At 70.6% G+C, this 23,238-nt stretch carries 32 protein-coding genes, 1 tRNA gene and 3 pseudogenes; 34 read left to right on the top strand and 2 right to left on the bottom strand.

Annotation, left to right across the window (positions count from 1 at the left end; translation table 11 throughout):
• The 12 genes and pseudogenes from ftsA to LJB71_RS14375 all read left to right on the top strand — a co-directional run.
• Positions 1-1,067 (top strand): annotated as a pseudogene (ftsA, locus tag LJB71_RS14430) (cell division protein FtsA); the annotation flags it as partial.
• 87 nt (positions 1,068-1,154) lie between these two features.
• Positions 1,155-2,218 (top strand): annotated as a pseudogene (ftsZ, locus tag LJB71_RS14425) (cell division protein FtsZ); the annotation flags it as partial.
• Positions 2,219-2,749: 531 nt separating this feature from the next.
• Positions 2,750-3,612 (top strand): annotated as a pseudogene (lpxC, locus tag LJB71_RS14420) (UDP-3-O-acyl-N-acetylglucosamine deacetylase); the annotation flags it as partial.
• 1,223 nt (positions 3,613-4,835) lie between these two features.
• Positions 4,836-5,006 (top strand): hypothetical protein, encoded by a 171-nt coding sequence (locus LJB71_RS14415; protein WP_259304688.1) that lies wholly within the window; start codon positions 4,836-4,838, stop codon positions 5,004-5,006.
• Between the two features lie 836 nt (positions 5,007-5,842).
• Complete coding sequence (locus LJB71_RS14690; protein WP_345779457.1) at positions 5,843-6,061, top strand: transposase domain-containing protein; 219 nt, start codon at positions 5,843-5,845, stop codon at positions 6,059-6,061.
• A gap of 142 nt (positions 6,062-6,203) precedes the next feature.
• The gene (locus LJB71_RS14405) at positions 6,204-6,803 is read left to right on the top strand and encodes a Mu transposase C-terminal domain-containing protein (RefSeq protein WP_259304686.1); all 600 of its coding nucleotides are present in this window, start codon (positions 6,204-6,206) and stop codon (positions 6,801-6,803) included.
• 260 nt (positions 6,804-7,063) lie between these two features.
• Complete coding sequence (locus tag LJB71_RS14400; protein ID WP_259304685.1) at positions 7,064-7,585, top strand: hypothetical protein; 522 nt, start codon at positions 7,064-7,066, stop codon at positions 7,583-7,585.
• A gap of 438 nt (positions 7,586-8,023) precedes the next feature.
• Positions 8,024-8,221, top strand: a complete 198-nt coding sequence (locus tag LJB71_RS14395; RefSeq protein ID WP_259302633.1) for a hypothetical protein — start codon at positions 8,024-8,026, stop codon at positions 8,219-8,221.
• The gene (locus tag LJB71_RS14390; protein WP_259304684.1) at positions 8,202-8,492 is read left to right on the top strand and encodes a hypothetical protein; all 291 of its coding nucleotides are present in this window, start codon (positions 8,202-8,204) and stop codon (positions 8,490-8,492) included. Before LJB71_RS14395 ends, LJB71_RS14390 begins: the two co-directional genes overlap by 20 nt.
• Positions 8,434-8,805 (top strand): hypothetical protein, encoded by a 372-nt coding sequence (locus LJB71_RS14385; protein ID WP_259304683.1) that lies wholly within the window; start codon positions 8,434-8,436, stop codon positions 8,803-8,805. The genes LJB71_RS14390 and LJB71_RS14385 overlap by 59 nt, the downstream gene beginning before the upstream one ends.
• Before the next feature lie 7 nt (positions 8,806-8,812).
• Positions 8,813-9,046, top strand: coding sequence for a hypothetical protein (locus tag LJB71_RS14380; protein ID WP_259304682.1), 234 nt, complete (start codon positions 8,813-8,815; stop codon positions 9,044-9,046).
• Entirely contained in the window at positions 9,043-9,192 is a 150-nt protein-coding gene (locus tag LJB71_RS14375) for a hypothetical protein (RefSeq protein WP_259304681.1), read from the top strand. The genes LJB71_RS14380 and LJB71_RS14375 overlap by 4 nt, the downstream gene beginning before the upstream one ends.
• Here the strand turns inward: LJB71_RS14375 and LJB71_RS14370 are convergent.
• Entirely contained in the window at positions 9,178-9,414 is a 237-nt protein-coding gene (locus LJB71_RS14370; protein WP_259304680.1) for a hypothetical protein, read from the bottom strand. The two genes, LJB71_RS14375 and LJB71_RS14370, sit on opposite strands and share 15 nt — an antisense overlap.
• A 268-nt stretch (positions 9,415-9,682) precedes the next feature.
• Here LJB71_RS14370 and LJB71_RS14365 point away from each other — a divergent pair, with 268 nt between their 5' ends.
• The 11 genes from LJB71_RS14365 to LJB71_RS14315 all read left to right on the top strand — a co-directional run bounded on the left by LJB71_RS14365 (position 9,683) and on the right by LJB71_RS14315 (position 16,675).
• Complete coding sequence (locus tag LJB71_RS14365; RefSeq protein WP_259302627.1) at positions 9,683-10,108, top strand: regulatory protein GemA; 426 nt, start codon at positions 9,683-9,685, stop codon at positions 10,106-10,108.
• Positions 10,105-10,470 (top strand): helix-turn-helix domain-containing protein, encoded by a 366-nt coding sequence (locus LJB71_RS14360; RefSeq protein ID WP_259302624.1) that lies wholly within the window; start codon positions 10,105-10,107, stop codon positions 10,468-10,470. The genes LJB71_RS14365 and LJB71_RS14360 overlap by 4 nt, the downstream gene beginning before the upstream one ends.
• A gap of 120 nt (positions 10,471-10,590) precedes the next feature.
• Entirely contained in the window at positions 10,591-11,091 is a 501-nt protein-coding gene (locus tag LJB71_RS14355) for a lysozyme (protein ID WP_259302623.1), read from the top strand.
• Positions 11,088-12,065 carry a hypothetical protein gene (locus LJB71_RS14350; RefSeq protein WP_259304679.1) on the top strand — a complete coding sequence of 326 codons (978 nt, stop codon included), beginning with the start codon at positions 11,088-11,090 and terminating at the stop codon, positions 12,063-12,065. The genes LJB71_RS14355 and LJB71_RS14350 overlap by 4 nt, the downstream gene beginning before the upstream one ends.
• Complete coding sequence (locus tag LJB71_RS14345; protein ID WP_259304678.1) at positions 12,043-12,252, top strand: hypothetical protein; 210 nt, start codon at positions 12,043-12,045, stop codon at positions 12,250-12,252. The genes LJB71_RS14350 and LJB71_RS14345 overlap by 23 nt, the downstream gene beginning before the upstream one ends.
• A 1-nt stretch (position 12,253) precedes the next feature.
• Entirely contained in the window at positions 12,254-12,784 is a 531-nt protein-coding gene (locus LJB71_RS14340) for a DUF3486 family protein (protein ID WP_259304452.1), read from the top strand.
• Positions 12,774-13,172 carry a DNA adenine methylase gene (locus tag LJB71_RS14335; RefSeq protein ID WP_259302618.1) on the top strand — a complete coding sequence of 133 codons (399 nt, stop codon included), beginning with the start codon at positions 12,774-12,776 and terminating at the stop codon, positions 13,170-13,172. Before LJB71_RS14340 ends, LJB71_RS14335 begins: the two co-directional genes overlap by 11 nt.
• Before the next feature lie 25 nt (positions 13,173-13,197).
• Entirely contained in the window at positions 13,198-13,536 is a 339-nt protein-coding gene (locus tag LJB71_RS14330; protein ID WP_259304454.1) for a DNA adenine methylase, read from the top strand.
• Positions 13,533-14,882 (top strand): terminase family protein, encoded by a 1,350-nt coding sequence (locus LJB71_RS14325; protein ID WP_259304677.1) that lies wholly within the window; start codon positions 13,533-13,535, stop codon positions 14,880-14,882. The genes LJB71_RS14330 and LJB71_RS14325 overlap by 4 nt, the downstream gene beginning before the upstream one ends.
• 300 nt (positions 14,883-15,182) lie before the next feature.
• The gene (locus LJB71_RS14320; protein ID WP_310649426.1) at positions 15,183-16,478 is read left to right on the top strand and encodes a DUF935 family protein; all 1,296 of its coding nucleotides are present in this window, start codon (positions 15,183-15,185) and stop codon (positions 16,476-16,478) included.
• A complete protein-coding gene (locus LJB71_RS14315) occupies positions 16,478-16,675 on the top strand; it encodes a hypothetical protein (protein WP_259302612.1) in 198 nt (65 codons plus the stop codon). The genes LJB71_RS14320 and LJB71_RS14315 overlap by 1 nt, the downstream gene beginning before the upstream one ends.
• Before the next feature lie 1,302 nt (positions 16,676-17,977).
• On the opposite strand, the gene LJB71_RS14310 is transcribed toward LJB71_RS14315, so the two are convergent.
• Positions 17,978-18,054, bottom strand: a tRNA-OTHER gene (locus LJB71_RS14310).
• A 73-nt stretch (positions 18,055-18,127) separates the two neighbouring features.
• Between LJB71_RS14310 and LJB71_RS14305 the strand changes: the two genes are divergently transcribed.
• The 11 genes from LJB71_RS14305 (at position 18,128) to LJB71_RS14255 (ending at position 23,238) form a co-directional block, all read left to right on the top strand.
• On the top strand, positions 18,128-18,565 hold the full coding sequence (locus tag LJB71_RS14305) for a phage virion morphogenesis protein (protein WP_259304675.1): 438 nt from the start codon (positions 18,128-18,130) through the stop codon (positions 18,563-18,565).
• Between the two features lie 384 nt (positions 18,566-18,949).
• Positions 18,950-19,726, top strand: a complete 777-nt coding sequence (locus tag LJB71_RS14300) for a phage protease (RefSeq protein ID WP_259304674.1) — start codon at positions 18,950-18,952, stop codon at positions 19,724-19,726.
• On the top strand, positions 19,690-19,986 hold the full coding sequence (locus tag LJB71_RS14295; RefSeq protein WP_259304673.1) for a phage protease: 297 nt from the start codon (positions 19,690-19,692) through the stop codon (positions 19,984-19,986). Before LJB71_RS14300 ends, LJB71_RS14295 begins: the two co-directional genes overlap by 37 nt.
• The gene (locus LJB71_RS14290) at positions 19,979-20,230 is read left to right on the top strand and encodes a hypothetical protein (RefSeq protein ID WP_259304461.1); all 252 of its coding nucleotides are present in this window, start codon (positions 19,979-19,981) and stop codon (positions 20,228-20,230) included. The genes LJB71_RS14295 and LJB71_RS14290 overlap by 8 nt, the downstream gene beginning before the upstream one ends.
• A gap of 6 nt (positions 20,231-20,236) precedes the next feature.
• A complete protein-coding gene (locus LJB71_RS14285; protein WP_259304462.1) occupies positions 20,237-21,142 on the top strand; it encodes a Mu-like prophage major head subunit gpT family protein in 906 nt (301 codons plus the stop codon).
• 10 nt (positions 21,143-21,152) lie between these two features.
• A complete protein-coding gene (locus LJB71_RS14280; RefSeq protein ID WP_259304463.1) occupies positions 21,153-21,362 on the top strand; it encodes a hypothetical protein in 210 nt (69 codons plus the stop codon).
• Positions 21,363-21,365: 3 nt separating this feature from the next.
• Positions 21,366-21,794, top strand: a complete 429-nt coding sequence (locus tag LJB71_RS14275; protein WP_259304464.1) for a phage protein Gp36 family protein — start codon at positions 21,366-21,368, stop codon at positions 21,792-21,794.
• Positions 21,794-22,216 (top strand): hypothetical protein, encoded by a 423-nt coding sequence (locus LJB71_RS14270; protein ID WP_259304465.1) that lies wholly within the window; start codon positions 21,794-21,796, stop codon positions 22,214-22,216. The genes LJB71_RS14275 and LJB71_RS14270 overlap by 1 nt, the downstream gene beginning before the upstream one ends.
• 3 nt (positions 22,217-22,219) lie before the next feature.
• Positions 22,220-22,762, top strand: coding sequence for a hypothetical protein (locus tag LJB71_RS14265; RefSeq protein WP_259304672.1), 543 nt, complete (start codon positions 22,220-22,222; stop codon positions 22,760-22,762).
• A gap of 64 nt (positions 22,763-22,826) precedes the next feature.
• On the top strand, positions 22,827-22,970 hold the full coding sequence (locus tag LJB71_RS14260) for a hypothetical protein (RefSeq protein ID WP_259302603.1): 144 nt from the start codon (positions 22,827-22,829) through the stop codon (positions 22,968-22,970).
• A 97-nt stretch (positions 22,971-23,067) separates the two neighbouring features.
• Positions 23,068-23,238 (top strand): hypothetical protein, encoded by a 171-nt coding sequence (locus LJB71_RS14255; protein WP_259304671.1) that lies wholly within the window; start codon positions 23,068-23,070, stop codon positions 23,236-23,238.

Genomic DNA, 23,238 nt, shown 5'->3' with positions numbered 1-23,238 from the left:
CCAGCGCGCGGTGGAGGAGGCCGAGCTGATGGCCGGCTGCGAGGTCAGCAGCGCGTATGTCTCGATCTCCGGCAAGCCACATCCAGTGCCGCAACTCGCAGGGCGTGGCGCCCATCCGCGACGGCAGGTGACCCACGCCGACCTCGCGCACGTGCTGGACGCGGCCAAGGCGGTGGCGATCCCGGCCGACCAGCGGATCCTGCACGCGGTCCCGCGCGACTACGTGCTGGACGGCTCGCAGGAGGGCATCCGCAATCCGATCGGGATGACCGGCGTGCGCCTGGAGGTGCATGCGCACCTGGTGATATCGAGGTGCCGCGGCGGCGGCCGCCAACATCAGCAAGTGCGTGCAGAAGTGCGGGCTGCAGGTGGACGAGCTGCTGCTGGGCGTGCTGGCGTCCGCCACGCGGTGCTGACCTACGACGAGCGCGAGCTGGGCGTGGTGCCGGTGGACATGGGCGCGGGCACCACCGACATCGCGGTGTTCGTGGGTGGCGCGATCGCCCACAGCGCCAGCCTGCCGATCGCCGGCGACAAGGTGACCGAGGACATCGCGGCACATGCTGCGCACGCCGACGCCGCACGCCGAGGACATCAAGGTCAAATACGCCTGCGCGCTGGCGCAGCTGGCGCGCGCGGAGTGACAGCATCCAGGTGGAGAGAGCGGGCGATCGCCCGCCGCGGCGGCTGCCGCTGGACGCGCTGGCGCAGGCGGTGCAGGCGGCGCGTTACGAGGAAATCTTCGAGATGGTGCAGGCGGCTGCGGCGCAGCGGCTTTGAGCAGCGGGTGCGCGCCGGCATGGTGCCTTACCGGCGGCGCCGCGAAGATGGAGGGCGTGGTCGAGCTGGCCGAGGAAACGTTGCAGATGCCGGTGCGGATCGGCATCCCGGCAGCACGTCGGCGGACTTGGCGAGGTGGTGGGCAACTCCGGTGCATGCCACCGGCATTGGTCTGTTGCGTTGATGGGCGCGCGCATGGAGAGCCCGAAGCGCGCGGGTGCTGCTCCACCGGCAAGGTGGGCGGGGTTCTGGGCAAGGCGTTGAAGTGGTTCCGCGGAGAGTTCTGAGCGCCGGCGCGCGGTAGGCGAGGCGGTCGAGGGACGGCAGGCGGGTCAGGGGATTGGCAAGGTATCGACAACAACAAAGGACACGGAATGGCACATTTCGAACTGATCAACCAAGTGGCACCCAATGCGGTCATCAAGGTCGTGGGGCGTGGGCGGCGGCGGCGGCAACGCCGTGGCGCACATGGTCAACAGCGGCGTGGAGGGCGTGGAGTTCATCACCGCCAACACCGACTCGCAGGCGATCAAGAACTGCGGCGCTAACCTGCAGCTGACCCTCGGCTGCAATGTCACCAAGGGCCTGGGCGTGGGCGCCAACCCGGAGGTCGGCCGCCAGGCTGCGCTGGAGGATCGCGAGGCGATCAAGTGGGACGCGCTGCAGGGGCGGACATGGTGTTCATCACCGCCGGCATGGGCGGCGGTACCGGCACCGGCGCGGCGCCGGTGGTGGCGCAGCTGGCCAAGGAGATGGGCATCCTGACGGTGGCGGTGGTGACCAAGCCGTTCCCGTCTCTGAGGGCCGCCGCCGCATGCAGGTGGCGCAGAAGGGCATCGAGGAGCTGAGCCAGCACTGCGACTCCGCTGATCACGATCCCGAACGAGAAGCTGATCACCGTGCTCGGCCGCAACGCGACCATGATCCAGGCCTTCCGCGCCGCCAACGAGGTGCTGTGGGGCGCGGTGCAGGGCATCGCCGACCTGATCGTCAGCCCGGGCCTGATCAACGTGGACTTCTGCCGACGTGCGCACGGTGATGAGCGAGATGGGCCTGGCGATGATGGGCACCGGCGTGGCCCGCGGCGACGACCGCGCCCAGGCCGCGGCCGAGGCGGGGATCCGCAACCCGCTGTTGGACGACGTCAACCTGCACGGCGCCAACGGGGTGCTGGTCAACATCACCTCCGGCACCGATCTGACCATGGCCGAGTCTGACGAGATCGGCCGCCGCGTGGTCGGCGAATTCGCCCTCGGAAGATGCCACCGTCATCATCGGCACCTTGCTGGATCCGGCGATGGCGGACGAGGTGAAGGTCACCGTGGTCGCCACCGGCCTCAGGCCGCGCGGCGGTGCGCCAGGCACCGCTGAGATTGTTCAGCGCGGCAACCGCTTCGAGGCTGCTCAGGAGCGTCCGCGCCGCCCGCAGGTGGAGCTGGATCAACACCCAGGCCAAGCGCGACGGCACCACCGGCCTGCCGGATCGATGCGGTCGCCGACGGGTATGCCACGCTGCCGCCGGGTCCAGTCTCGCCGGCAGCCTGCGCCGCAACGCGGACGCCGCGCCGATGACGGCCGAGCTGCCGAAGGACGATTACCTGGATATTCCGGCGTTCCTGCGCCGGCAGGCGACCGAAGGCCGTCCATGGCGCAGGCAATCGACCTGGATGGCCCTGCCCGGCCATCCAGGGCTGGGCGCTTGGGCACGCGGGGCAATGTTCCGCGGCGCGAGCCCTTGCCCTGCGCCGGCAGGCGGACTGATTCCGCCGCGGCGCCCGCGGGGCGCCGGTACCGTGTCCGATCACCCGCCGGGGCGCCACCCCGGCCGGCTTGCAGTCGGCCAGCCTCGCGCTGGCCGGCCTTTCCACGCAGTGCCGGGAACGCGCCGGGCCGTGGCCGCTGCCGCATCCCCCGCGCAATGCGCAGTGTTTACGTTCAGGTTCAGCCTGCTGCGTGGTAAATTGCGCCGATGTTGCGCCAGCGCACCCTCAAGAACGTCATCCGCGCCACCGGCGTGGGCCTGCATGGCGGCGAAAAGTCTTCCTGACCCTGCGCCCGGCGCCGGTGGATGCCGGGATCGTGTTCCGCCGGGTCGATCTGCAGCCGGTGGTGGAAACCCTCGCGCGCGCCACCCTGGTGGCCGAGACCACCCTGTGCACGGGCCTGCAGCTGCGCAGGCTGCTTAAGCGCAGACGGTCGAGCACCTGCTGTCGGCGCTGGCCGGGCTGGGCATCGACAACGCCTACGTGGAGCTGACCGCGCCGGAAGTCCCGATCATGGACGGCTCGGCTGGCCCGTTCGTGTTCCCGCTGGAATCGGCCGGGATCGTCGAACAGAACGCGCCCAAGCGCTTCATCCGCATCCGCAAGCCGGTGGAGGTGCGCGACGGCGACAAACTCGCGCGCTTTCACCTGCCGGTACGATGGCTTCCGCTTCTTCTGGAGTTCACGGTCGTTCGACCATCCGGCCATCCCGGAGGCGCCCCCGCGCGCCACCCTGACTTCTCCACCGGCGACTACATCCGCGAGATCAGCCGCGCGCGCACCTTCGGGTTCATGCGCGACATCCGAGCATGCGCGAGCGCAACCTTGGCCTGGGCGGCTCGATGGACAACGCCATCGTGCTGGACGACTTCCGGGTGCTGAACGAGGACGCCCAGCGCTACGCGGACGAGTTCGTGCGCCACAAGATCCTTGATGCGGTAGGCGATCTGTATCTGGCCGGGCACCCCATCCTCGGCGCCTCTGCGAGGAGGGCTACAAGTCCGCATGCGGCGCTGAACAACCAGCTGGTGCGCGCCCGCTGGCCGATGCCGAGGCCTGGGAAGAGGTGAAGCCACCGATCCGGCGCTGCCGGCCCCGACGCTGGGCTACGGGCTGGTCGCCAGCGCCGCCTGAGGTGGTCTCGTCGCGACCGCAGTCACGGTTTCTCGGTGCTGCTACGCATTCCCTTAACAAAATCACTGTGCGCGATCACTTTGATTTGAGACAGATGGGAAGACGCGGGATAAGGCGGGAAATTGCAGGAAGATCAATGGTTGACATGGACAAGCTGTCTCAGATCAGTGAAGCGCCGATGGATCGGTTTTGCGTGGTTTGGGCCGATTCGTGCAACTGATTATATTAGACCGCGCGCAGCAGGCGCCGCGTTCTAGGGCCATTCAAACGGCCTGCAAATCAGCCCTGGGCGGCTTTCGAGGCGGCGCGCGCAGCGCGTGCACCGCCCGGCGCAGCTCGGACAGCTCGCAGAAGCGCCTCCTGAGCGCGCGTCAGCAGCTCGGCGAGGATGGCATCGCGGCGGGCTTCGTCCGGCCTCTTCCTCGACCAGCTGGATCAGCGGCCCAGCGCCTGGCATGGGGTGGTCGGGCGGCAGAAAGCCCGCAAACGCCTGTTCTTGCGATGTTTCTGGCTGCGGCCCGGGCGCTTTGCGGGGAACATTTCGCCCTCGCCGGTGAGCACCAGTTCATGTTGACTCCCGTGCGGGCGTAGGCGGCGAGGGCCTCTCCTCCGGGCGTGTTCTGCCCGGTCTCATACTTTTGAGGACACCAATGTGCAACCCAAGGCGCTCGGCCATCTGTGCCTGCGTGAGGCCAAGCGTTTGGCGCCATGCGCGGAGCCGCTGACCAAGTTCCGCGTCCGACTTCATGGCCGAAAGTCGGTTTTACAAGTCGGACGCTGATCGCCGCGTCCGACTTTTCTTAACTCATTGATATTCAATGACAACATAGGCGAATCCTCATTGAGCCAGCCTAACCGAAAGTCGGACGCTGCAAAAGTCGCAAAAAGGCAACTAGGGGCTATTGACAGGATGCATATTTGCATCTAGGGTGCCACCGTATGGGCACTACAGAGTAGTCCCGAAATGGCAACCGAGTCCAGGCCGTGTCGCGCTGATGAGGCGGGCGCGAGCCTGAGCGGCGGCATGACCGTCCGCGGCTGGGCCCAAGAACACGGGTTCTCAGGAGCGGCTCGTCCACGAGGTCAGCGGGCGCAAAAAGGCGCTGGGGCAGGCCCACAACATCGCCGTCCTGCTCGGTCTGAAGGGAGGGGTGCTCAATGATCGAGCTGGTTGAGGCCGAGGCCATCGGCCGCGCGCCTGGGCCTGACGGCGGTTCAGTGCGGCGCAGGGCCGCCGCTGAGAACTGGCCCACACCGACCCCCGTCAGCGGACGGCGGCGGGTGTACCGGCTGGCCGACCTGCCCGCCGACGTTAAAGCTCGTGGCTGATCCTCCACCTCACCCAGGAGTCCACCCATGAAAGCCATCTCCCACATCCTGGCCGGCCCGGTGCTGGTGGCCACGATCCTGCGCACGGGCAACGGCCGGCCGGCGACGCCGGTGCGCTACCACGTCCAGTGGAGCGAGATCGCCGTCCGGCTGGGCGCGACGCCCTGGCGCCGCTGCACTCCCGCTGGGAGGCGGAGGCAATGGCGATGGGCTGGGCCACGCAGCGGACGGGTACGCCGGGCGCGTGGAGCGCGCCGCGCGCTGAGCGAGGCCGACCGCGCGGCGCTGTGGCGCTGGTTCGACGGCCGCCCGGAGACGGTGAAGGCCGAAGCCCGGCGCCGGCTGGTGCCGGTGCAGACGGTGCGCCGTCTGATCGACGGCGGGACGCGGGCGCGGCAGGCGCTGCGCGTGGTGGCCGAGCGCCATGGCCTGCCGGAAGCCACGCTGCGGCGCTGGTGGTACGGCGCCGGCCGCTTCCCCGGGGTGGCGCATGCAGACCCGGCGGACTACCTGCCGCTGCTGACGCCGCGGCATCAGGGCAGCGGCCACGAGGCGGAGATGAGCCCCGGAGGCCTGGGAGGTCATCAAGAGCGACTATCTGCGCCCGGAGCAGCCGGCGCTGGCGGCCTGCTACCGCCGCCTGCGCGAGGTGGCCCCGAACCACGGCTGGGTGGTGCCCAGCTACGCCACCATCGCGCGCCGGATCGAGGCGCTGCCGTGGCAGGTGCGGGTGCTGGCGCGCGAGGGGGAAAGAGGCGCTGGCGCGCCGGCTGCCGCACATCACCCGCACCAAAGACCATCTGCACGCGCTGCAGGCGGTCAATGCCGACGGCCACGTGTTCGACCTGCGGGTGCAGCTGCCCAGCGGCACGGTGGGGCGCCCGGTGCTGGTGGCCTGGCAGGACATCTACAGCGGCAAGATTCTGGCCTGGCGGGTGGCGGAGACGCTCTCCAGCCATCTGGTGCAGACCACCTTCGGGGATGTGGTGGAGCGCTACGGCATTCCCGAGCACGCCTACTGGACAACGGCCGCGAGTTCGCATCCAAGCTGCTGACCGGCGGCAGCCGGACGCGCTACCGCTTCCGCATCCGCGAGGAAGACCCGCTCGGGCTGTTCCCGCAGCTGGGCGTGCAGGTGCACTGGACCACGCCCTACCACGGGCAGGCCAAGCCGATCGAGCGCGCCTTCCGCGACCTGTGCGAGGGCATCAGCAGGCACCCGGCCGCCGCCGGCGCCTATACCGGCAACAGCCCGCTGGCCAAGCCCTGGCCAACTATGGCAGCCGGACGCTGGCGTGGGACGAGTTCGTGCGGCTGGTGGACGCCGGCATCGCCGAGCACAACGCCCGCCCCGACCGTCGCACCGCCACCGCGCGCGGGCGCAGCTTCGATGCCACGTTCGATGAGGGCTACGCCGCCAGCGTGATCCGCCGCGCCAGCGCGGAGCAGCGCCGGCTGTGGCTGCTGGCCGCCGAGGGCGTGAAGGTGCGCCGCGAGGGGTATGTGGTGCTGGCCGGCAATGCCTATTTTGGCGAGGCGGTCAGCGCCCTGGCCGGGCAGCACGTGGTGGTGCGCTTCGATCCCGACCGGCTGGACCAGCCGGTGCACGTCCACACCCCCGGAGGCGCCTACGTCGGCGCCGCCGAGCGCACCACGGCGCGCTTCGACGACATCGACACCGCCCGCGAGCATGCCCGCGCCCACCGAGCGCGCCAGCGCGCCGCGCGCGGACCTGCACGCGGCCACGGTGCGGATGGAGGCGCTGGCAGAGGTGGCCCGCCTGCCGGCGGCGGATAGCCCGCCTGGCGCGCCGCCGGCGCCGGCGGCCCGGTGCAGCTGGTGCACGGGCCGCGGCGTGGCCGCAGGGCGGCCGCGGCAGCGGCGCTGGACACGGCGGAGTACGTGGCCGCCGCCGACCGCGCGCGGTGCTGGCGGCGCTGGCCGCACGGCCGCGGCCACTGAAGGCGATCGACTGACGAAAAACACCCGCCCCGCAGCTCACGGGGCGGGCGGTGCAACCGGGCCTTGCAGGCCCCTCAAACCAGGAGAAAGGGTACATGAACGACAACGTGATTGCGATGCAGGTGGATGCGGACCCGGCCGAGGTGCTGGTCCGGGTGCGCGAGGAGATCGCGCGCCGCGGGCCGACCCAGGCACAGGTGGCGCGCGAGGCGGGCATCAGCGCCTCCAGCCTGACGCAGGTGCTGGGCGGCCATTACGCCGCCGACCCGCGCAAGCTCGTCACGCGGCTGGCGCAGTGGCTGGCGCGGCTGGCGCAGCAGCAGGCCATGCCGGCGATGCCGGCGGCGCCGGCCTGGGTGGCCACGCCCACCGCAGAGCGCATCCTGGCCGCGCTGGCCTATGCGCACATGGCCGGCGATATCGCGGTGATCTATGGCGGCGCCGGCGTGGGCAAGACCACCGCCGCGCGCGAGTATGCGCGGCGCTACCCGAACGTCTGGATCGCCACCATGACCCCGGGCCACCGCCGGGGTGACGACGGCGCTGGAGGAGGTGTGCCTGGCGCTGGGCTTCCGCGAGCTGCCCGGCGGCGGCAAGGCGCATGCAGCGCGAGCTGATCGCCCGGCTGCAGGGCAGCGAGGGGCTGCTGGTGATCGACGAGGCGCAGCACCTGGGCGTGGCCGCGCTGGACGCCCTGCGCGCGCTGCACGACGCCACCGGCATCGGGCTGGCGCTGATGGGCAACGAATTGATCTACGCGCGGATGACCGGCGGCACCCGCGCGGTCTGGCCGGACCGGCTGTTTTTCCCGCATCGGCCGCCGCCTGCGGGGTGCAGCGGGTGGCGCGCGAGGATGTGGCGCGGCTGGCCGCGGCGCACGGGGGTGGAGGATGCCGGCGCGGTGCGCCGGCTGGTGGAGATCGGTGCCCAGGCCGGCGCCCTGCGCGGCGTGGGCAAGGTGCTGCGGCTGGCGCGGATGATGGCCGCCGGTCAGGGCAGCGTGCTCGGCACTGCCCACATCGAGGCCGCCTGGACCGACCTCACCGGGGGGCGGCATGAACGCGGCCATCCACGTCGACCCCGCCCGCCTGTTCGTGACCCTGCGCGCCGCCGAGCTGTTCGCCGACCGCCACGGCCTCAGCCGCCCGCATGCCCGCGCGGTGGTCGCGCTGGCGCTGCTGCGCCAGGTCAGCCCGGCGCGCGCCCTCATGGAACTGCGACAGGAGGCGCGTCATGCACGCCTGGCTCGCTGACCTCACCCCGCCGACCGCCGCCGAACGGCTGGCCGACTACTACCGCCGCGCCATCGCCGCCGGCGCCTGGCAGCCGCTGGAGGCGCACGCGCGCGGCCAGCTGGCCGTGCGCCACCTGCGCCGCTGGTGCGGCACCGCCATGCCCGCCGACCAGGACGACGACGAACTGTCGCCGTGGCGCGGGCGAGCGCTACCTCGATCTGCTGCACGACATGCACCGCCGGCTGTTCCCCGCCTACCCCTACCCGACACCACAGGAGCCCGACCATGAGCGCCCCGCTGAATCCCTGACCCCGCTGGCCGAGAGCATGGCCCTGGAGGCGCAGGCCGCGTCCCTGCGCGCCGCACGCGACCGTCTGCGCGACGTGGCCAATGCCATCCAGCAGGACATCGAGACCATCAAGCGCGCGCACCTGCCGGCGCTGCGCGATGCGCTGGCCGCCTGCGCGCAGGCGGAGACCGACCTGCGCCAGACGGTGGAGGCCAGCCCCGCCGAGCTGTGGCGGCGCACCCGCACGCGCCTGGTGCACGGCATCCGCGTCGGCTGGACCAAGAGCCGCGGCAAGGTCGAGGTGGGACGATGAAGCCAAGGTGATCGAGCGCATCCGCCGCCTGCTGCCCGCCGAGCAGGCCGCCCTGCTGATCCGCGTGCGCGAGGCCGTGCACAAGCCGGCGGTCTACGACCTCACCGCCGGCGACCTCAAGCGCCTGGGCATCCGCATCGAGGACGACTGCGACGTGGTGGTGGTCAAGGACGTGGCGGGTGAACTGGACCGCATGCTGGAGCGGCTGCTGGCCGACCTGAGCGAGGAGGCCGCGGCATGAACGGCATCTGGCACACCGTGAGCGCCACCGAGCCGACACCGCTGGACGACGTGCTGGTGGTGGTCGAGGACGACCTTGGCACGTGCGTCTGGATGGCCTGGCGCCGGCACACCCGAGCCGGGCCGCTGGTGCTACAGCGGAGGTGACGACGAGATCAGCGGGCGGGTCACGCACTGGATGCCGGTGCCGGAGCCGCCCGAGGAGTGCGCCATGCATGCGGCGCGGATCGCCGCGAGTGAGCGGCTGCAGCGGGTGGCGCGGCTGCTGGCCGACGGCCGCCCGCGCACCACGCTGGACATCGTGCGCGAGGCCAACGTCTGCGCGGTGAACAGCATCGTCGCCGAGCTGCGCGCCAACGGCCTGCGCATCGCCTGCCAGCGGCAGGGGATACCTGGTGGTACTGGGTGGAACGGGAGGGGGCATGAACGTGATCGGGAAAATGGAGCGCGGCCTCGCGGATATGGACGACGCCGCGCGCGTACAGCAGCTGCTGGCAGAGGTAGCCATCGTGCTGAGCCTGCCGGATGAGTGCTGGGAGCAGTCGCCGGGCGGTCCATCGTGCCGCATCCGCCTGGCGCGCGCGCTCGCGCGCGTGCTGGAAGGACACCTGGCGCGCGGATGCGCAGGAGGGGGACGATGCCAGTGCGCCCTGACCGCCGCCGCCTGCTGGCCGCCATCCACGCCGAGGCCAAGGCGCTGGGCCTGGACGAGGACACCCGCCGCGCCCTGCAGCAGCGGGTCGGCGGGCATGCCAGCTGCGCGGCGATGTCCGACCGCCAGCTGCGCGACGTGCTGGCCGAGCTGCGCCGGCTGGCCGGCAAGCCGGCGCAGCCGCCGCGCCACGCCGACGACCGCGCGCGCCTGCTGTGGCGGATCGAGCGCGACTGCGCCGCCGCCGGCTATCCGCATCCGGCCTATCCGCTGGGGATCAGCCGCAAGATGTTCGGCGCGCTCAGCCCGGCGCGCCTGGAGTGGCACGCCCCGCGCCAGCTGCGGGCGCTGATCGCCGCGCTCGCCTACGATGCCAAGCGCAGGCCGCGCCCGGCAGGCGGTGCCGCATGAGCCAGGTCATCGAGGACCTGCTCGCCGCCGGGGTCAGCGCCGACCAGGTGGAGCGGCTGGTGCGGCAGATGGGCGGGCTGTCCGTCTATCTGCCGCGCCAGTACGACCCCGACCGCAGCGCGGTCTGCCGCGAGCTGGCCGAGACCGCTGGCGATCTGGCCGCACGCACCCTGGTGCAGCTGTACGCCGGCTGCCGAATCGTGATCCCGATGGGGCGGCAGTTCATGCGCCAGCGGCTGGCCGCCCGCATCCACGCCCTGCGCGCCGCCGGGCAGTCGGTGCCGCAGATCGCGCGGGCGCTGCATGTGCACGTGCGCCAGGTGCAGCGCCTGCTGAGCGGCGGCGCGCCAGACGCGCCATGACCAGGACGCCCAGGGCGCCTGGATGAGACGATGACACCCCGGCCATGCGCCGGGGTTTTTCGTGCGTGCCCGACCCGGGTCGGCCTGTTGCCGCGCGCCGCAGCGCACCACGCTTGCGGCATGTCGCTCCGCCCACGCCTGCTGCCGGCGTTCCTCACACTGTCCGCCGCCGCGCTGATCGGCGTGGCGGTACACGAGGGCTATCGTGAGGCCGCCTATCGCGATCCGGTGGGCATCCCCACCGCTGGATTCGGCTCCACCGTGCATGCGGATGGCGCCACTCCGGTGCAGCTGGGCGACCGCCTGCCGCCGGTGCGCGCCCTGATCACCCTGGGCGCGCATGTCGGGCGCACCGAGGCGGCGCTGCGGCAGTGCATCGGCCCGGTACCGCTCGCCCAGCACGAGTGGGATGCCTACGTGAGCCTGGCCTACAACGTGGGCGCAAACCGCATTTGCAGCAGCAACATCGTGCGTTTGCTGCACCAGACGCCGCCCGACTACGCCGGCGCCTGCCGCCAGATCGGGCGCTGGGTCTATGCCGGCGGGCGCCGGCTGCCGGGGCTGGAGGCGCGCCGCGCCGCCGAGATGCGCCTGTGCCTGGGCGAGGAGGCCGCACCGTGAGCCTGCCGCGCCTGCTCCCCGCCTGGCCGCTGGCCACCTATGCCGAGATCGCCGTTCTCGCCGCCGGGATCGGCGGCGGCCTGCTCGGCTGGACCGTGCGCGGCTGGCGCGATGCCGGGCAGCTCGCCGGCCTGCGCACGGAGCTGGCCCGCACCCAGGCAGGCGCCGAGCGCGTCCGCGCCGAGGCCATCGCCCGCGCCCGCGCGGCCGATGCCGCCGCCATCACTGACCTGCAGCAGCGGCTCACCCGTGCCGCTGCCACCACCGAGGACCTGCGCCATGCCCTTGCCACTGCTACGACTGGCCGCGTGTGCCTGTCTGCCGATGCTCGCCGCGTGCTCCACCGTGCGCCCGCCTTCGCCGCCGTGCCCGCGCCTGCCGCCGGCCCTGCTGCAACCGGCCCCGCCACTGCCGCCGATCCCGGCGAGCGCGCCAGCACCGATGCCGACATCGCCGGCTGGGCGCTCGATGCCGCCGCGCTCTACGAGCAGTGCCGCGCCCGCATCGACGCCATCCGCCAGTGGGACGAGCAAGTGAACGGGGAGCGCATGGAAGGTGATGTGCTGATCGGCGCGATCAACTGGCCGGCCATGCTGGCCATCGGCGGCGCGCTGCTGGGCGGCATCTTCGCGCTGCTCAAGTGGTTCGCCGGGCGGCTGCTTGCCGACATCGAGGCGCGGCTGACCCGCATCGACGACCTCGAAAACCGCTTCGAGCGGCTGATGGCCGAACTGCCGCTGCACTACCAGCGCCGCGAAGACGCCATCCGCGAATTCACCGCCATCAACACCAAGCTCGACCGCCTGTACGAGCTGCTCGCCCGAGGGGGAACAAATGACCGAACGCCGCATCGACGCCGCCATCGACATCGCCCGCGCCGAGCGCGAGGCGCTGCGCTGGATCATGCTCACCGCGCTGTGGCACGCGCGGCCCTACGGCACCACGGAGACGGTGCTGCTGTCCTGCGCGCATGAGATCCCCATCTACGCCACTTCCGACCTTGTACGCAGGGAGCTGGGGTGGCTTGCAAGCCACAGCCTCGCAGAAATCGAGCGCGACAAATCGCCGGTGTGGGCGGCGCGGCTGACCGCCCACGGCGAAGACGTGTACGACTACCGCGCCGACGCCCCGGCGGGGCTGGCGCGCCCGCCGAGGTGGTGAGATGGCCCGGCGCAGCAAGGTGGACAGGCTCCCGCAAGGCCTCAAGGCGCAGCTGGAACGGCTGCTGGCCGACCGTAGCCACGGCGGCTACGAGGCGCTGGCCGCCTGGCTCAAGGAACAGGGCTACGAGATCGGCAAGAGCAGCCTGCACCGCTACGACCGGCGCGTGCAGGCCGTGATGCTGCGCATCAAGGCCAGCACCGAGGCGGCGCGGCTGATCGCCCAGTCCAGCCCGGACGAGGCCGACGAGCACTCGGCCGCCGTGCTGCGCATGGTGCAGTCGGCGCTGTTCGACGCCATGAGCCGGGTGGCCGAGGCGTCGGAGGAATCCGACCCTGCCGAGCAGGTCAAGGTGCTCTCGCTCGCGGCGCGGGCGATCGCCGAGGCGAGCCGCGCATCCATCGGCCAGAAGAAATGGGCCGACGAGGTGCGGTTGAGGCTCGACGAGGTGGAGCGCGTCGCGCAGAAATCGGGCAAGCGGCTCGATGCCGAGACGTTCAAGACGATCCGGGAGTGGTTGTATGGGGGGTGATCGCGTCGTGCCGTTTTTGAAATACGCAGGCGGCAAGCGCTGGCTGGCGCGGCGGATCATCGAGCGTCTGCCGCCGCACGTGTGTTACGTGGAGCCCTTTGGCGGCATGGGCGCGGTGCTGCTGGCAAAGCCCAAGAGCAAGGTCGAGGTGTGGAACGACATCGACGGCGGCCTGGCCAACGTCATGCGCTGCGTTAAATACCACCCGGACGCGCTGGCCGATGAGCTGGGGATGATGCTCGTGCACCGCACAGAGAGGCTGCGGTGGTTGCACGAACATCCGGGCGAGACGGACATCCAGCGCGCCGCGCGCTGGATCATGGTGCGACATTCCGGGTTTCAGGGGGGCTGGCAAAGGGTTCTTTGTCGGCCGCGCGACTGGCATTAAACCGGTCGGCACGCTCATCGAGCAGATGCGGGCGGTGGCCCGCCGTCTGTCTGGTGTGACCATCGAGCATCTGCCGTGGCAGCGCGTGTTCGACCTCTACGACGTCCCGGAGACGACGTTTTTCTGCGACCCGCCCTATGCCGATGGCGACCAGTCGATCTACGACCATGCGTTTGCGGAGGTCGACCACCGCGCCCTGCGCGAGCGGCTGCGCGCCGTCAAGGGGGGATGGATCGCAACTTATGGCGATCACCCGCTGATCCGCGATCTGTATGCCGACTGCCGCATCGAGGAGGTGCGCCGTGTGCGCGCCATCAACCAGGCGGCGCGGCGCGAATACGTGGAGCTGATCATCACGCCATGACCGCCCCCATCCTCTACCCCTACCAGCGCCGCTATCTCGCGGACAAAAGCCGCTGGAAGGCGGCGTGCTGGAGCCGCCAGACCGGCAAGACCTTCACCACCACCCTGGAGGCGGTGCTGGACGTGCTCGAGGCCGAGGCCGAGGGCCGTATTGCCCGCTGGACGATCCTGTCCATCTCGCGCGATCGGGCGCTGGATGCCATCCGCAACGGCGCGGCGCTGCACATGCGGGCGATTGGTGCGGCCTACAAGATGATCGAGGCTGAGGACATGGGCGCCGAGGAACAGGCCGCCAGCGTGCGCCTGCCGGGCGGCAGCTACATCCGGGCGATTGCCGCCCGGCCCGAGACGGCGCGCGGCATGAGCGACAACCTGATCCTCGACGAATTCGCCCACCACAAGGACAACCGCGCGCTGTGGCGCGCGCTGGTGCCGGTGGTGAGCCGACCCGACCTCAAGCTGCGGGTGATTTCCACACCCAACGGCGTGGGCGACATGTTCCACGAGATCATGACGGCAGACGACGGGCTGTTTTCCCGCCACATCGTGACCATCCATGACGCGGTGGCCGACGGCCTGCCGCGCAACATCGACGAGCTGAAAAAGGCCGCCCGCGACCCGGACACCTGGGCGCAGGAATACGAGTGCACCTTCCTGGATACCGCCGGGCGCGAGTGGCTCACCTACGAGGAGATCCTTGCCACCCTGGAAGCGCCGCCCCTGCCGCCCTACGACGGGCGGCCGGTGTATGTGGGCATGGACATCGCCGCGCGGGGCGACCTCTCCGTGATCGCCGTGCTCGAGGACGTGGGCGGCGGGGTGCTCGCCCTGCGCGAGATGCAGGTCATGCGCGGGGAGAGCTTCGCCGCGCAGCTGGCGCGCCTGGACGCCGTGATGCGGCAATACCGCGTGGCGCGGGTGGCCATCGACCAGACCGGCATGGGCGAGATGCCGGTGCAGGAGGCGCAGCGGCGGCATGGGCAATACCGCGTTTCCGGTGTGATCTTCACGCAGGCTTCCAAGCTGGACATGGCCGTGGCGCTCAAAGACCGGATGCAGGCCAGGCGGCTGCTCATGCCTGATGTGCATGGCAATGCACGTGATGCATTGATCGACGACCTGCGCGCCGTGCGCATGGAGCCGGGCGCGGGCGGGGTGCCCAAGCTCATGGCCGAGCGCGACGGACGGGGCCATGCCGACCGCTTCTGGGCGCTGGCGCTGGCCGTGGCCGCCGCCGGCGAAGGCGTGCCGGTGTATCGGTATGAGAGCGTGGCGCGCAGGAGCTTCGCGCCGCGATTCGATGATCTTGACGGGCGCGGACGCGCCCAGGAGTGGGCCGGATGGTGACCGTGAGAAAACAGGATTTGACCGGCGAAATCGCCCGCCCGTCGCAGACGGGGCTGCGCTCTGTCTGGCAATGGCGGCCGCTGGCCAGCATGACCCCGGCCATGGTGGCAGACGTGCTGCGCCGGGCGGCGATGGGCGATGCGCATGACTTCCTGATCGCCGCCGACGACATCCGCGAAAAAGACTTGCACTACCGCGCCGTGCTGCAGACCCGCGCGCTGGCGGTGGCGGGCCTGCCGGTGGACATCCAGCCCTGGGACGACTCGGCCAAGGCCAAGCGCGCCGCAGATCTGGTGCAGGATGTGCTGCGAGATGGCGACTACAGCCGGATCATCGCGCACCTCATGGACGCGGTGGCCAAGGGCTATGCCGTGGCCGAGATCATCTGGGGAGACCGCTGGCGGCGTGTGGTACCCGCGCGAGATCGTGCCGCGCGAGGCGCACTGGTTCGCCTTCGACCGCGATACCGGGCGGCTGTTGCGCCTGGTGGATGGCAGCGCGGAAGGGGCCGGGATCCCGCCCTACCGCATGATCGTCCATGCCCCGCCGCTTTCCGCCGGCATTCCGCTGCTGGGCGGGGTGGCGCGCAGCGCGCTGTGGGCCTGGGTGTTCAAATCGTATGCAATGCGCGATTGGGCCCGGTTCTGCGAGCTGTTCGGCCAGCCCATCCGGGTGGGCAAATACCACCAGGGCGCCAGCCCCGACGACGTGGCCGTGCTCAAACAGGCGGCCTTCAGCCTCGGCAGTGATGCCGCCGCCGTGATCCCGCAGGAGATGGCGCTGGAACTCATCGAGAGCGGCAGCAAGTCCGCCAGCGCCGACCTCTACCACACGCTGATCGACTACCTCGACCGTCAGGTCAGCAAGGCCGTGCTCGGCCAGACCATGACCACCGACGATGGATCGAGCCTGGCCCAGGCCAGGGTGCACGCCGAGGTGCGCGCCGACATCCTGCGGGCGGATGCGCGGGCCATGGCCGCCACGCTCACCCGCGACCTGATCGCGCCCATCGTGCGGCTTAACGTTGGCGAGGACGCGCCGCTGCCCATCCTCACCCTGCGCGTGGACGAGCCGGAGGACATGGCGGCGCTGGCCGATCAGGTCGTCAAGCTCACCCAGGCCGGGCTGCCGGTGCCGCAGTGGTGGGTGCGGGAGAAGTTCGGCATCCCGGCGGCGGCGGCGGGCGAGGCGGTGCTCGTTCCGGCTCAATCCGGTCAAACCGGGTTAAACCCGACTGGCGAACCATTGGCGAACCGAATGGCGAACCGCGCCGCAACTTCGGGCTCGCCAATGGCCGTGTCCGCATTCGAGGCGACGAAACACAGTGCCGACGGCGCGCCGGACGCGCTGGACGAGCTGGCGGGCGAAGCGCTCGCGGACTGGGAGGCGCAACTTGCGCCGGCCGCCGACAGCCTGCAAGCGCTGCTCGATGAGGCGGCTGCGCGCGGAGCAAGCGCCGCCGAGCTCATCGACATCCTGGCGCAGCATCTGCCCGAGATGAATATCGACGCACTGGCCGAGCGGCTGACGCGCGCGCAGTTCGCGGCGCGGCTGGCCGGTGTGCATGGCCTGCAAGCCGCGCGGGAGAGTGAGTGATGGACGAGGCCGACATCGCCGCCGAGCGCATCGAACGCGAGATGGCGAGCCTGCTCGCTCTGCGTCGCCACACCGGCCCTGCGCCTACCGGCGCATGCCTGTGGTGCGGCGAGCCGCTCGCGCCCAGCCTGAGATGGTGCAGCGCCGAATGCCGCGACGACTGGGAGCGCAAGCATGCCCGTGCGCATCGCCGCTGATCCGATTGACGCGCCCATCATGGCGCCTGCTGCGCCGGACGAGTTCGCGCGCGCATTCCTGCTGCCGCCAGAGGAGGCGGTGCGCTACATGCAAGGGCGCGACGCGGTGCGCATCACCTACGACTGGCACGAGCTGTGGCATGACGAGCATGCGCGCGCCTTCACGGTGAGCCGCCTGGCGCGCGCCGACCTGTTGCAGTCGCTCCATGAGCAGCTCGCCCGCTCGGTGGCGGGCGACCTGACCCGCCGCGACTGGATGCGCGACGCGCGCGCGCTGCTCGAGCAGGCGGGATGGTGGGGTGAGAAGACCGTCGTCGGGCCAGAAGGCGAGGCGCGCAAGACGCGCTTCAATCCCCGCCGCCTGCAACTCATCTACGACGTCAACACCCGCATGGCGCACGCCGCCGGGCGCTGGGAGCGCATCCAGGCGGCCAAGGCGAGCCACCCATATCTGCGCTATGTCACGCGCGCCGACGAGCGCGTGCGCCAGTCCCACCGCCCGTGGCACGGCGTGACGCTGCCGGTGGACGATCCGTGGTGGCGGACGCACTACCCGCCCTGCGGCTGGCGCTGCCGCTGCGTGGCGGTGCCGATGCGGCGCGAGGAGTATGAGGCGCGCGACGATCTGAAGAAGTCCGCGCCGCAGGAGCCGGATGTGCAATGGACCAACCCGCGCACCGGCGAAGTCCGGCGCGTTCCCTGGGCCATCGACCCAGGCTTCGGCTACAACGTGGGCGACGCCAGCCTGCGCTGGCGGGGACTGATCGATGCCGCGCGCGATAAGGTGGCAGGCTACGCCGCCGCCATCGGGGCGCATATGGCCGAGGACCTTGCGCCGCTCATCGAGCGCGACTGGCAAGCCTGGGTGGATGCGGCGCTGGCCGGCACGGAGCGCAACCGTCTGGGGTGGCTCGGGGTGATCTCCGCGCGCGATCTGGCGCATCTGGCGGCCGCCGGAATCGCACCGCAAAGCGCCGAGGTCATGGTGCGCCCCGGCCTGCTCTACGGACCGAAGGCCGGCCGTCATCGCGACGACGGCAACGCGCTCGCCGATGCGCAATGGCGCGAACTGCCCAGCCTGTGGCGGCAGGCCGTGGCGCTCGTGCTCGATCTCAAGAGCGGCAAGCCATTGTGGCTGCTGCCCGGCGCGGATGCACGCACGCCGCAGTTAGCGGTGGAGGTGGATTTCGTGACAGGCCGCCCCAAGCGCGTGACCAATGCGGCCAAGTCGGCCTACCTGCAATCGGTGGATGTGCTCAACCGGCGCCTGAAGGCCGGGGAGCTGCGCGTGTTGTGGGGGGCTGGTGATGCGCGGTGGGACTCGAACCCACACATTCTCCGCTGGCGCGGTCCCGTTACCTGTCAGGGCGCAACGCACCACCACCACGGCTCAGTATAGCCTACCCGCCCGCGCGTCAAAGCGCGCCGTCTGGCTGGCATGATGGAGGCGCCATGATCAGGATCGACATCGACGACCGCGAGGTGCGCCAGGCGCTCGAGCGCCTCCAGCAGCGCGTCTCCGACCTGACGCCCGCGATGCGGGAGATCGCCATGGAGCTCGAGGCACGGGCGCTCAACCGCTTCGAGACCGAGCGCGACCCGGCGGGCCGCCCGTGGCAGCCCCTGTCGCCCGTGACGCTGGCCAGGAAAAAAGGGCGCGGCGGCATCCTCTACCAGACCGGCGACCTGCTGGACAGCGCAACGAGCCGCGCCGGGCGCGACGTCGCCGAGGTAGGCTTCGGCCTGCGCTATGCCGTCTTCCACGAGTACGGTACGAAGAAGATGCCAAGGCGTGGCCTGCTCATGGCCGACCCCGAGGCGCGCACCCTGGGCGAGGATGACAAGCGCGCCATCCTGGAGATCATCGGCGAGCACCTTTCCGGCGGCTGAGACGCAAACCCGGCGCGGCGCTATCTGCCTATCACCGAGGCTGGCCGGATGGACGAGCAGGCGCGCGCGCTGGTGCTGGAGGCCGTCCGGGCATTCCTGGCCGACGCCTGACCGCCAACCGCGTAGAACGCGCTGTGCGCGCATTTCATGCGCCGCCGCTACCAACGTACCACCCGGATCGACTAAAACGCGCCAGCGCCCGTTTAAACGCACTTCAAACGCGGTCACGGGGTGGCGCCATGGCCGGCCGTTGCCCATGGCGCACGTGGCCTGACCGCAACCCCCCGTTGGCGCCCCTTCAAAGGCCGCGCCTGCGGCCTTTGTCTTTGCGGGCCGACCCGGGTCGGCCTGTTGCAGGTCGCGGCGGCACCGGATTCTGGGCGCATGGCCACGCCGTCCCACGTCCGTCCCCGATCCCCTGCCCGTCTGCTGGCGCGGGACGTGCTGGCCATGTCGCTGCATGCAGACCCTGATCCCCAGGGTGGGGCGGTATCCCCGCCGGAGTGGGTGCATCTCATCCCGGCGGGGGTGTTTTCCGGGCGCGACGGCCGCGGCCCCTACACCCTCGACGCCGCCGCCGTGCTGGAGGCCTTCGCCCGCCACGGCGCCGACCTGCCGATCGACTACGAGCACCAGAGCCTGACGGCCACCGACAAGGCCGGCCCGGTGCCGGCCGCGGGCTGGATCACGGCGCTGGACATGCGCGAGGACGGCCTGTGGGCGCGCGTCACCTGGACGCCGCAGGCGGCCGCCCTGCTGGCCGCGCGCGAGTACCGCTACCTCTCGCCGGTGTTCATGCATCGCCAGGACGGCGCCATCGTCGAGCTGGTCGGCGCCGGCCTGACCCATACCCCCAACCTGCACCTGCGCGCGGCCGCCGCGCGCCAACTGGAGGCTCATGCCGTGGATGAACTGCTGGAACGCCTGATCTACATGCTCAACCTGCCGGTCACGGCGACCGCCGACGAGGTGGCCGCCGAGCTGCAGAAGCTGATCGACCGCCTCACTGCCGCCGAGGCCGCCGCGCAGGCGGCGCAGTCCGCGCAGCCGGCCGCGCCGGACCCGGCGCAGTGGGTGCCCATGAGCCAGCACAAAGGGTGGCCGAGGAGCTTTCGAAGCTCCAGATGGATGTCGCCGCGGAGAAGGCCGAGGCCGCAGTGAGCGCCGCCATGAGCGCGGGCAAGCTCGCCCCGGCACTGAAAGACTGGGCCATCGCCTACGCCAGCCGCGACCCGCAGGGCTTCGCCGCCTGGGCCAAGGCCGCGCCGGTGATCGTCGCCGCCGACAAGGATGCGCATTCCGTCGCCTCGGCTGCGAGCACGGATGCCGGGCTCACCGAGGAGGATCGCATCGCCTGCCAGCTGCTCGGCATGAGCGAGGCCGAGTTCGCCGCGCACAAGCAGGAGATCGCCCGTGCGTGAAATTCTGCGCGACAACGACGCAGGCCGCCGCCTGATTCTAGAGCGGCTCTACGTCGAGCGCATGGCCGCCAGCCAGCAGGAGGTGGGCGGCTTCATCCCGCGCCGCGCGCTGGCCGATCTGGCCGCGCATGTGGACTTCCTGCTCGCCACCCTGGCCGAGCAGGGGCTCGTGCGCCGCGACGGCGACCGCTACCGCATCACCGGCGCAGGCTGCGCCCATCTCGAATCCACCGCAAAGGAGTAAACAGGCATGGCCATCATCACCCCCGCGCTGATCACCAGTCTGCGCACCGGCTTCTCGAAAGCCTTCCAGGACGCGCTGGCCGCGACCCCCACCGATTGGGAGAAGATCGCAACCCGCGTTCCGTCTTCAAACACCTCGAACACCTACGGCTGGCTCAACCAGTTCCCGAAGCTGCGCGAATGGGTGGGCGACCGGGTGGCCAAGGACATGGCCTCCAGCGCCTACCAGGTGCAGAACAAGCTCTACGAGGGCACCGTCGCGGTCAAGCGCACCGACATCGAGGATGACAACGTCGGCGTCTATACGCCACTGTTCGCCGAGATGGGGCGCGCGGCGAAGGCGCACGCCGATGAACTGGTCTTCGCCCTGCTGGCCGCCGGCGAGACGACGCTGTGCTTCGATGGCCAGAACTTCTTCGACACCGACCACCCGGTCTATCCGAACGTGGACGGCACCGGCACGGCGGCGCTGGTTGCCAACCTGCAAGCCGGCACCGATCCTGCCTGGTATCTGCTCGACGCCAGCCGGGCGCTGAAGCCGCTGATCTTCCAGGAGCGCACCACGCCGGAGCTCGAGGCCATGACCAGCTCCCAGGACGAGGGCGTGTTCATGCGCGACGAGTACCGCTACGGCATCCGCTATCGCTGCAACGCCGGCTTTGGCTTCTGGCAGCTGGCCTACAAGAGCAAGGCCGCGCTCGATGCCGCCAACTTCAACGCCGCGATGGCCGCGATGATGGGCATCAAGGCCGACGGCGGCCGGCCGATGGGCGTCAAGCCCACGCATCTAGTGGTGCCGTCCACCCTGCGCGCGCAGGCGCTCTCGCTCATCGAGGCGCAGCAGATCACCGGCGGCGAGAGCAACCCGAATTACCGCGCGGTCGAGGTCATCGTCTCGCCGTGGCTGAGCTAAGGGGTGACGCATGGCCCGCGCCGATAAAACCGCCGCCCAGCCCGCCGCCTCCACCGTGCGCCTGATGGTGCGCACCGTGGCGGCGCTGGGCGATATGCCGCGCTACCGCGCCAATCTCGGCCCCTTCGGCCGCGAGCCGAAGCTCATCGAGGCCGAGCCCTGGCAGGCCGAGGCGCTGCGCGCAGATCCGATGCTGGCCGTGGCCGAGGTCAAGGATTAAGGCATGGCCTACGCCACGCTCGCCGACCTCATCACCCGCTACGGTGAGGATGAGATCGCCCAGCGCACCGACCGCACCGGCTCGGGCGTGGTCGATGCCGCCGTGGCCCAGCGTGCGCTCGACGACGCGCAGGCCGAGATCGACGGCTATATCGCCAGCCGCTACAAGCTGCCGCTGCCGACCGTGCCGGCAGCGCTCGCGCGCATTGCCTGCGACATCGCGCGCTACCGGCTGTGGGAGGACGTCGCCTCCGACGAGGTGCGCCGCCGCTACGAGGATGCGCGCAAGCTGCTGGAGGCGATCGCCAAGGGCATCGTGAGTCTGGGCCTGCCGGCCGTTCTTCCGCCCGCGAGCCAGCCGGCGCTGTCGCTCGCCGCCGCCAAGAGCGGGCCGGCGCCGGTGTTCGGACGCGACGGCATGGAGGGCTGGTGATGCTGGCCATCGAGCGCCTGATCCGCGACCGCCTGGCCGCCATCCCGGACGTGCCGGGCGGCGTGTCATCGGTCGCCGAGCTGTCCATGGAGGCCGTGGCAGGGCGGCGCTTCCCGGCCCTGTTCGTCGGTGCCGACGGCTACCGCGTCGAGGACGACAAATCGCCCGGCGCCATCGCCGTGGCCAGCCGCTGGCTGGTCATCGTGGCCGTGCGCCATGTGGGCGACGCCAGGGGCGGCTCGGCCGCGCGCGATGCGGCCTCCGATCTGGCGACCGAGGTCATGGCGCGCCTGTACCGCTGGCAGCCGCCAGGCCACAAGCCGCTGATGGCAGCCGCTCCACCGAAGCCGGACTACGCCACCGGCGTGCTGCTCTACCCGCTGGCATTCGAGGCCATCCACATCATCAACCGCAAGGAGTAAGTCATGAGCTACTTTTCCGGACAGGGGCGCGTCTATCTCGCCGCCCGCGATACCAACGGCAACCCGCTCGCCTTGCGCTGGGTGGGCAACGTGCCGGATCTGAAGGTCTCGCTCAACGTGGAGACCATCGAGCACAAGGAGTCCCACTCCGGCCAGCGGCTCACCGACTTGCAGCTGATCAAGAGCAAGGACGGGGAGTTTTCCTGCACGCTCGAGGAGATTTCCACCGAGAACCTGGAGCTCTCGCTCTTCGGCCAGACCTCCAGCGTGACCGCCGGCACGGTGACCGACGAGACGCTGCCGACCGGCATCGTGGCGGGCGAGGTGCGGCTGCTGGCCAATCAGTTCGTGTCGGCGGTACTGGTCACGGATTCGGCGAGTACGCCGGCGACCCTCGCGGCCGGCACCGACTACAAGGTGCATGCCGCGCAGGGCGCGATCGAGTTCCTCAACGTCACCGGCTTCACCCAGCCGTTCAAGGTCGATTACAGCTTTGGTGCGGCCAAGCGCACGGCGATGTTCAAGTCGCCGCAGCCGGAGGTGTGAGCTGCGCTTCGACGGCATCAACACGGCGGACGGCAACAAGCCTGTCGTCCTCGATCTCTACCGCGTGGCGCTCAACCCGACCAAGGACCTGTCGCTGATCTCGGATGAACTTCAGCGCTTCGAGCTCTCCGGCCGGGTGCTGGCGGATGTGAGCAAGGATGCCGCAGGCCCGCTCGGCCAGTTTGGCCGGTTGATCATGCAGGGATAAGCGATGGCGACGCTCAACGTCCCGCTGCCGGATAGCGGCTGGGTGCAGGTGGCGGCGGATACCGATGCGGGGTTCCTGGCGCAGGGCGGCGGATCGTATGCGGCTCGAGTGGGCCACCACCGATGCGCCGACGCCGCCGTCCGTGCGCGGGTTCGTGCTGCCCGCCGCGCAGCTGGTCGGCCGTGGGCTGCTGGGGCCTGGGTATGTCTGGGTGCGGCAGTACCCCACCGACACCGGCTATGCGGTGACCCTGACGGTATCGAGGTGA

Source organism: Thermomonas sp. S9, assembly GCF_024704365.1.
Classification (GTDB): domain Bacteria; phylum Pseudomonadota; class Gammaproteobacteria; order Xanthomonadales; family Xanthomonadaceae; genus Thermomonas.
The sequence above is the reverse complement of the archived record's forward strand: the minus strand, read 5'-3'. Positions and strand labels throughout refer to the sequence as shown.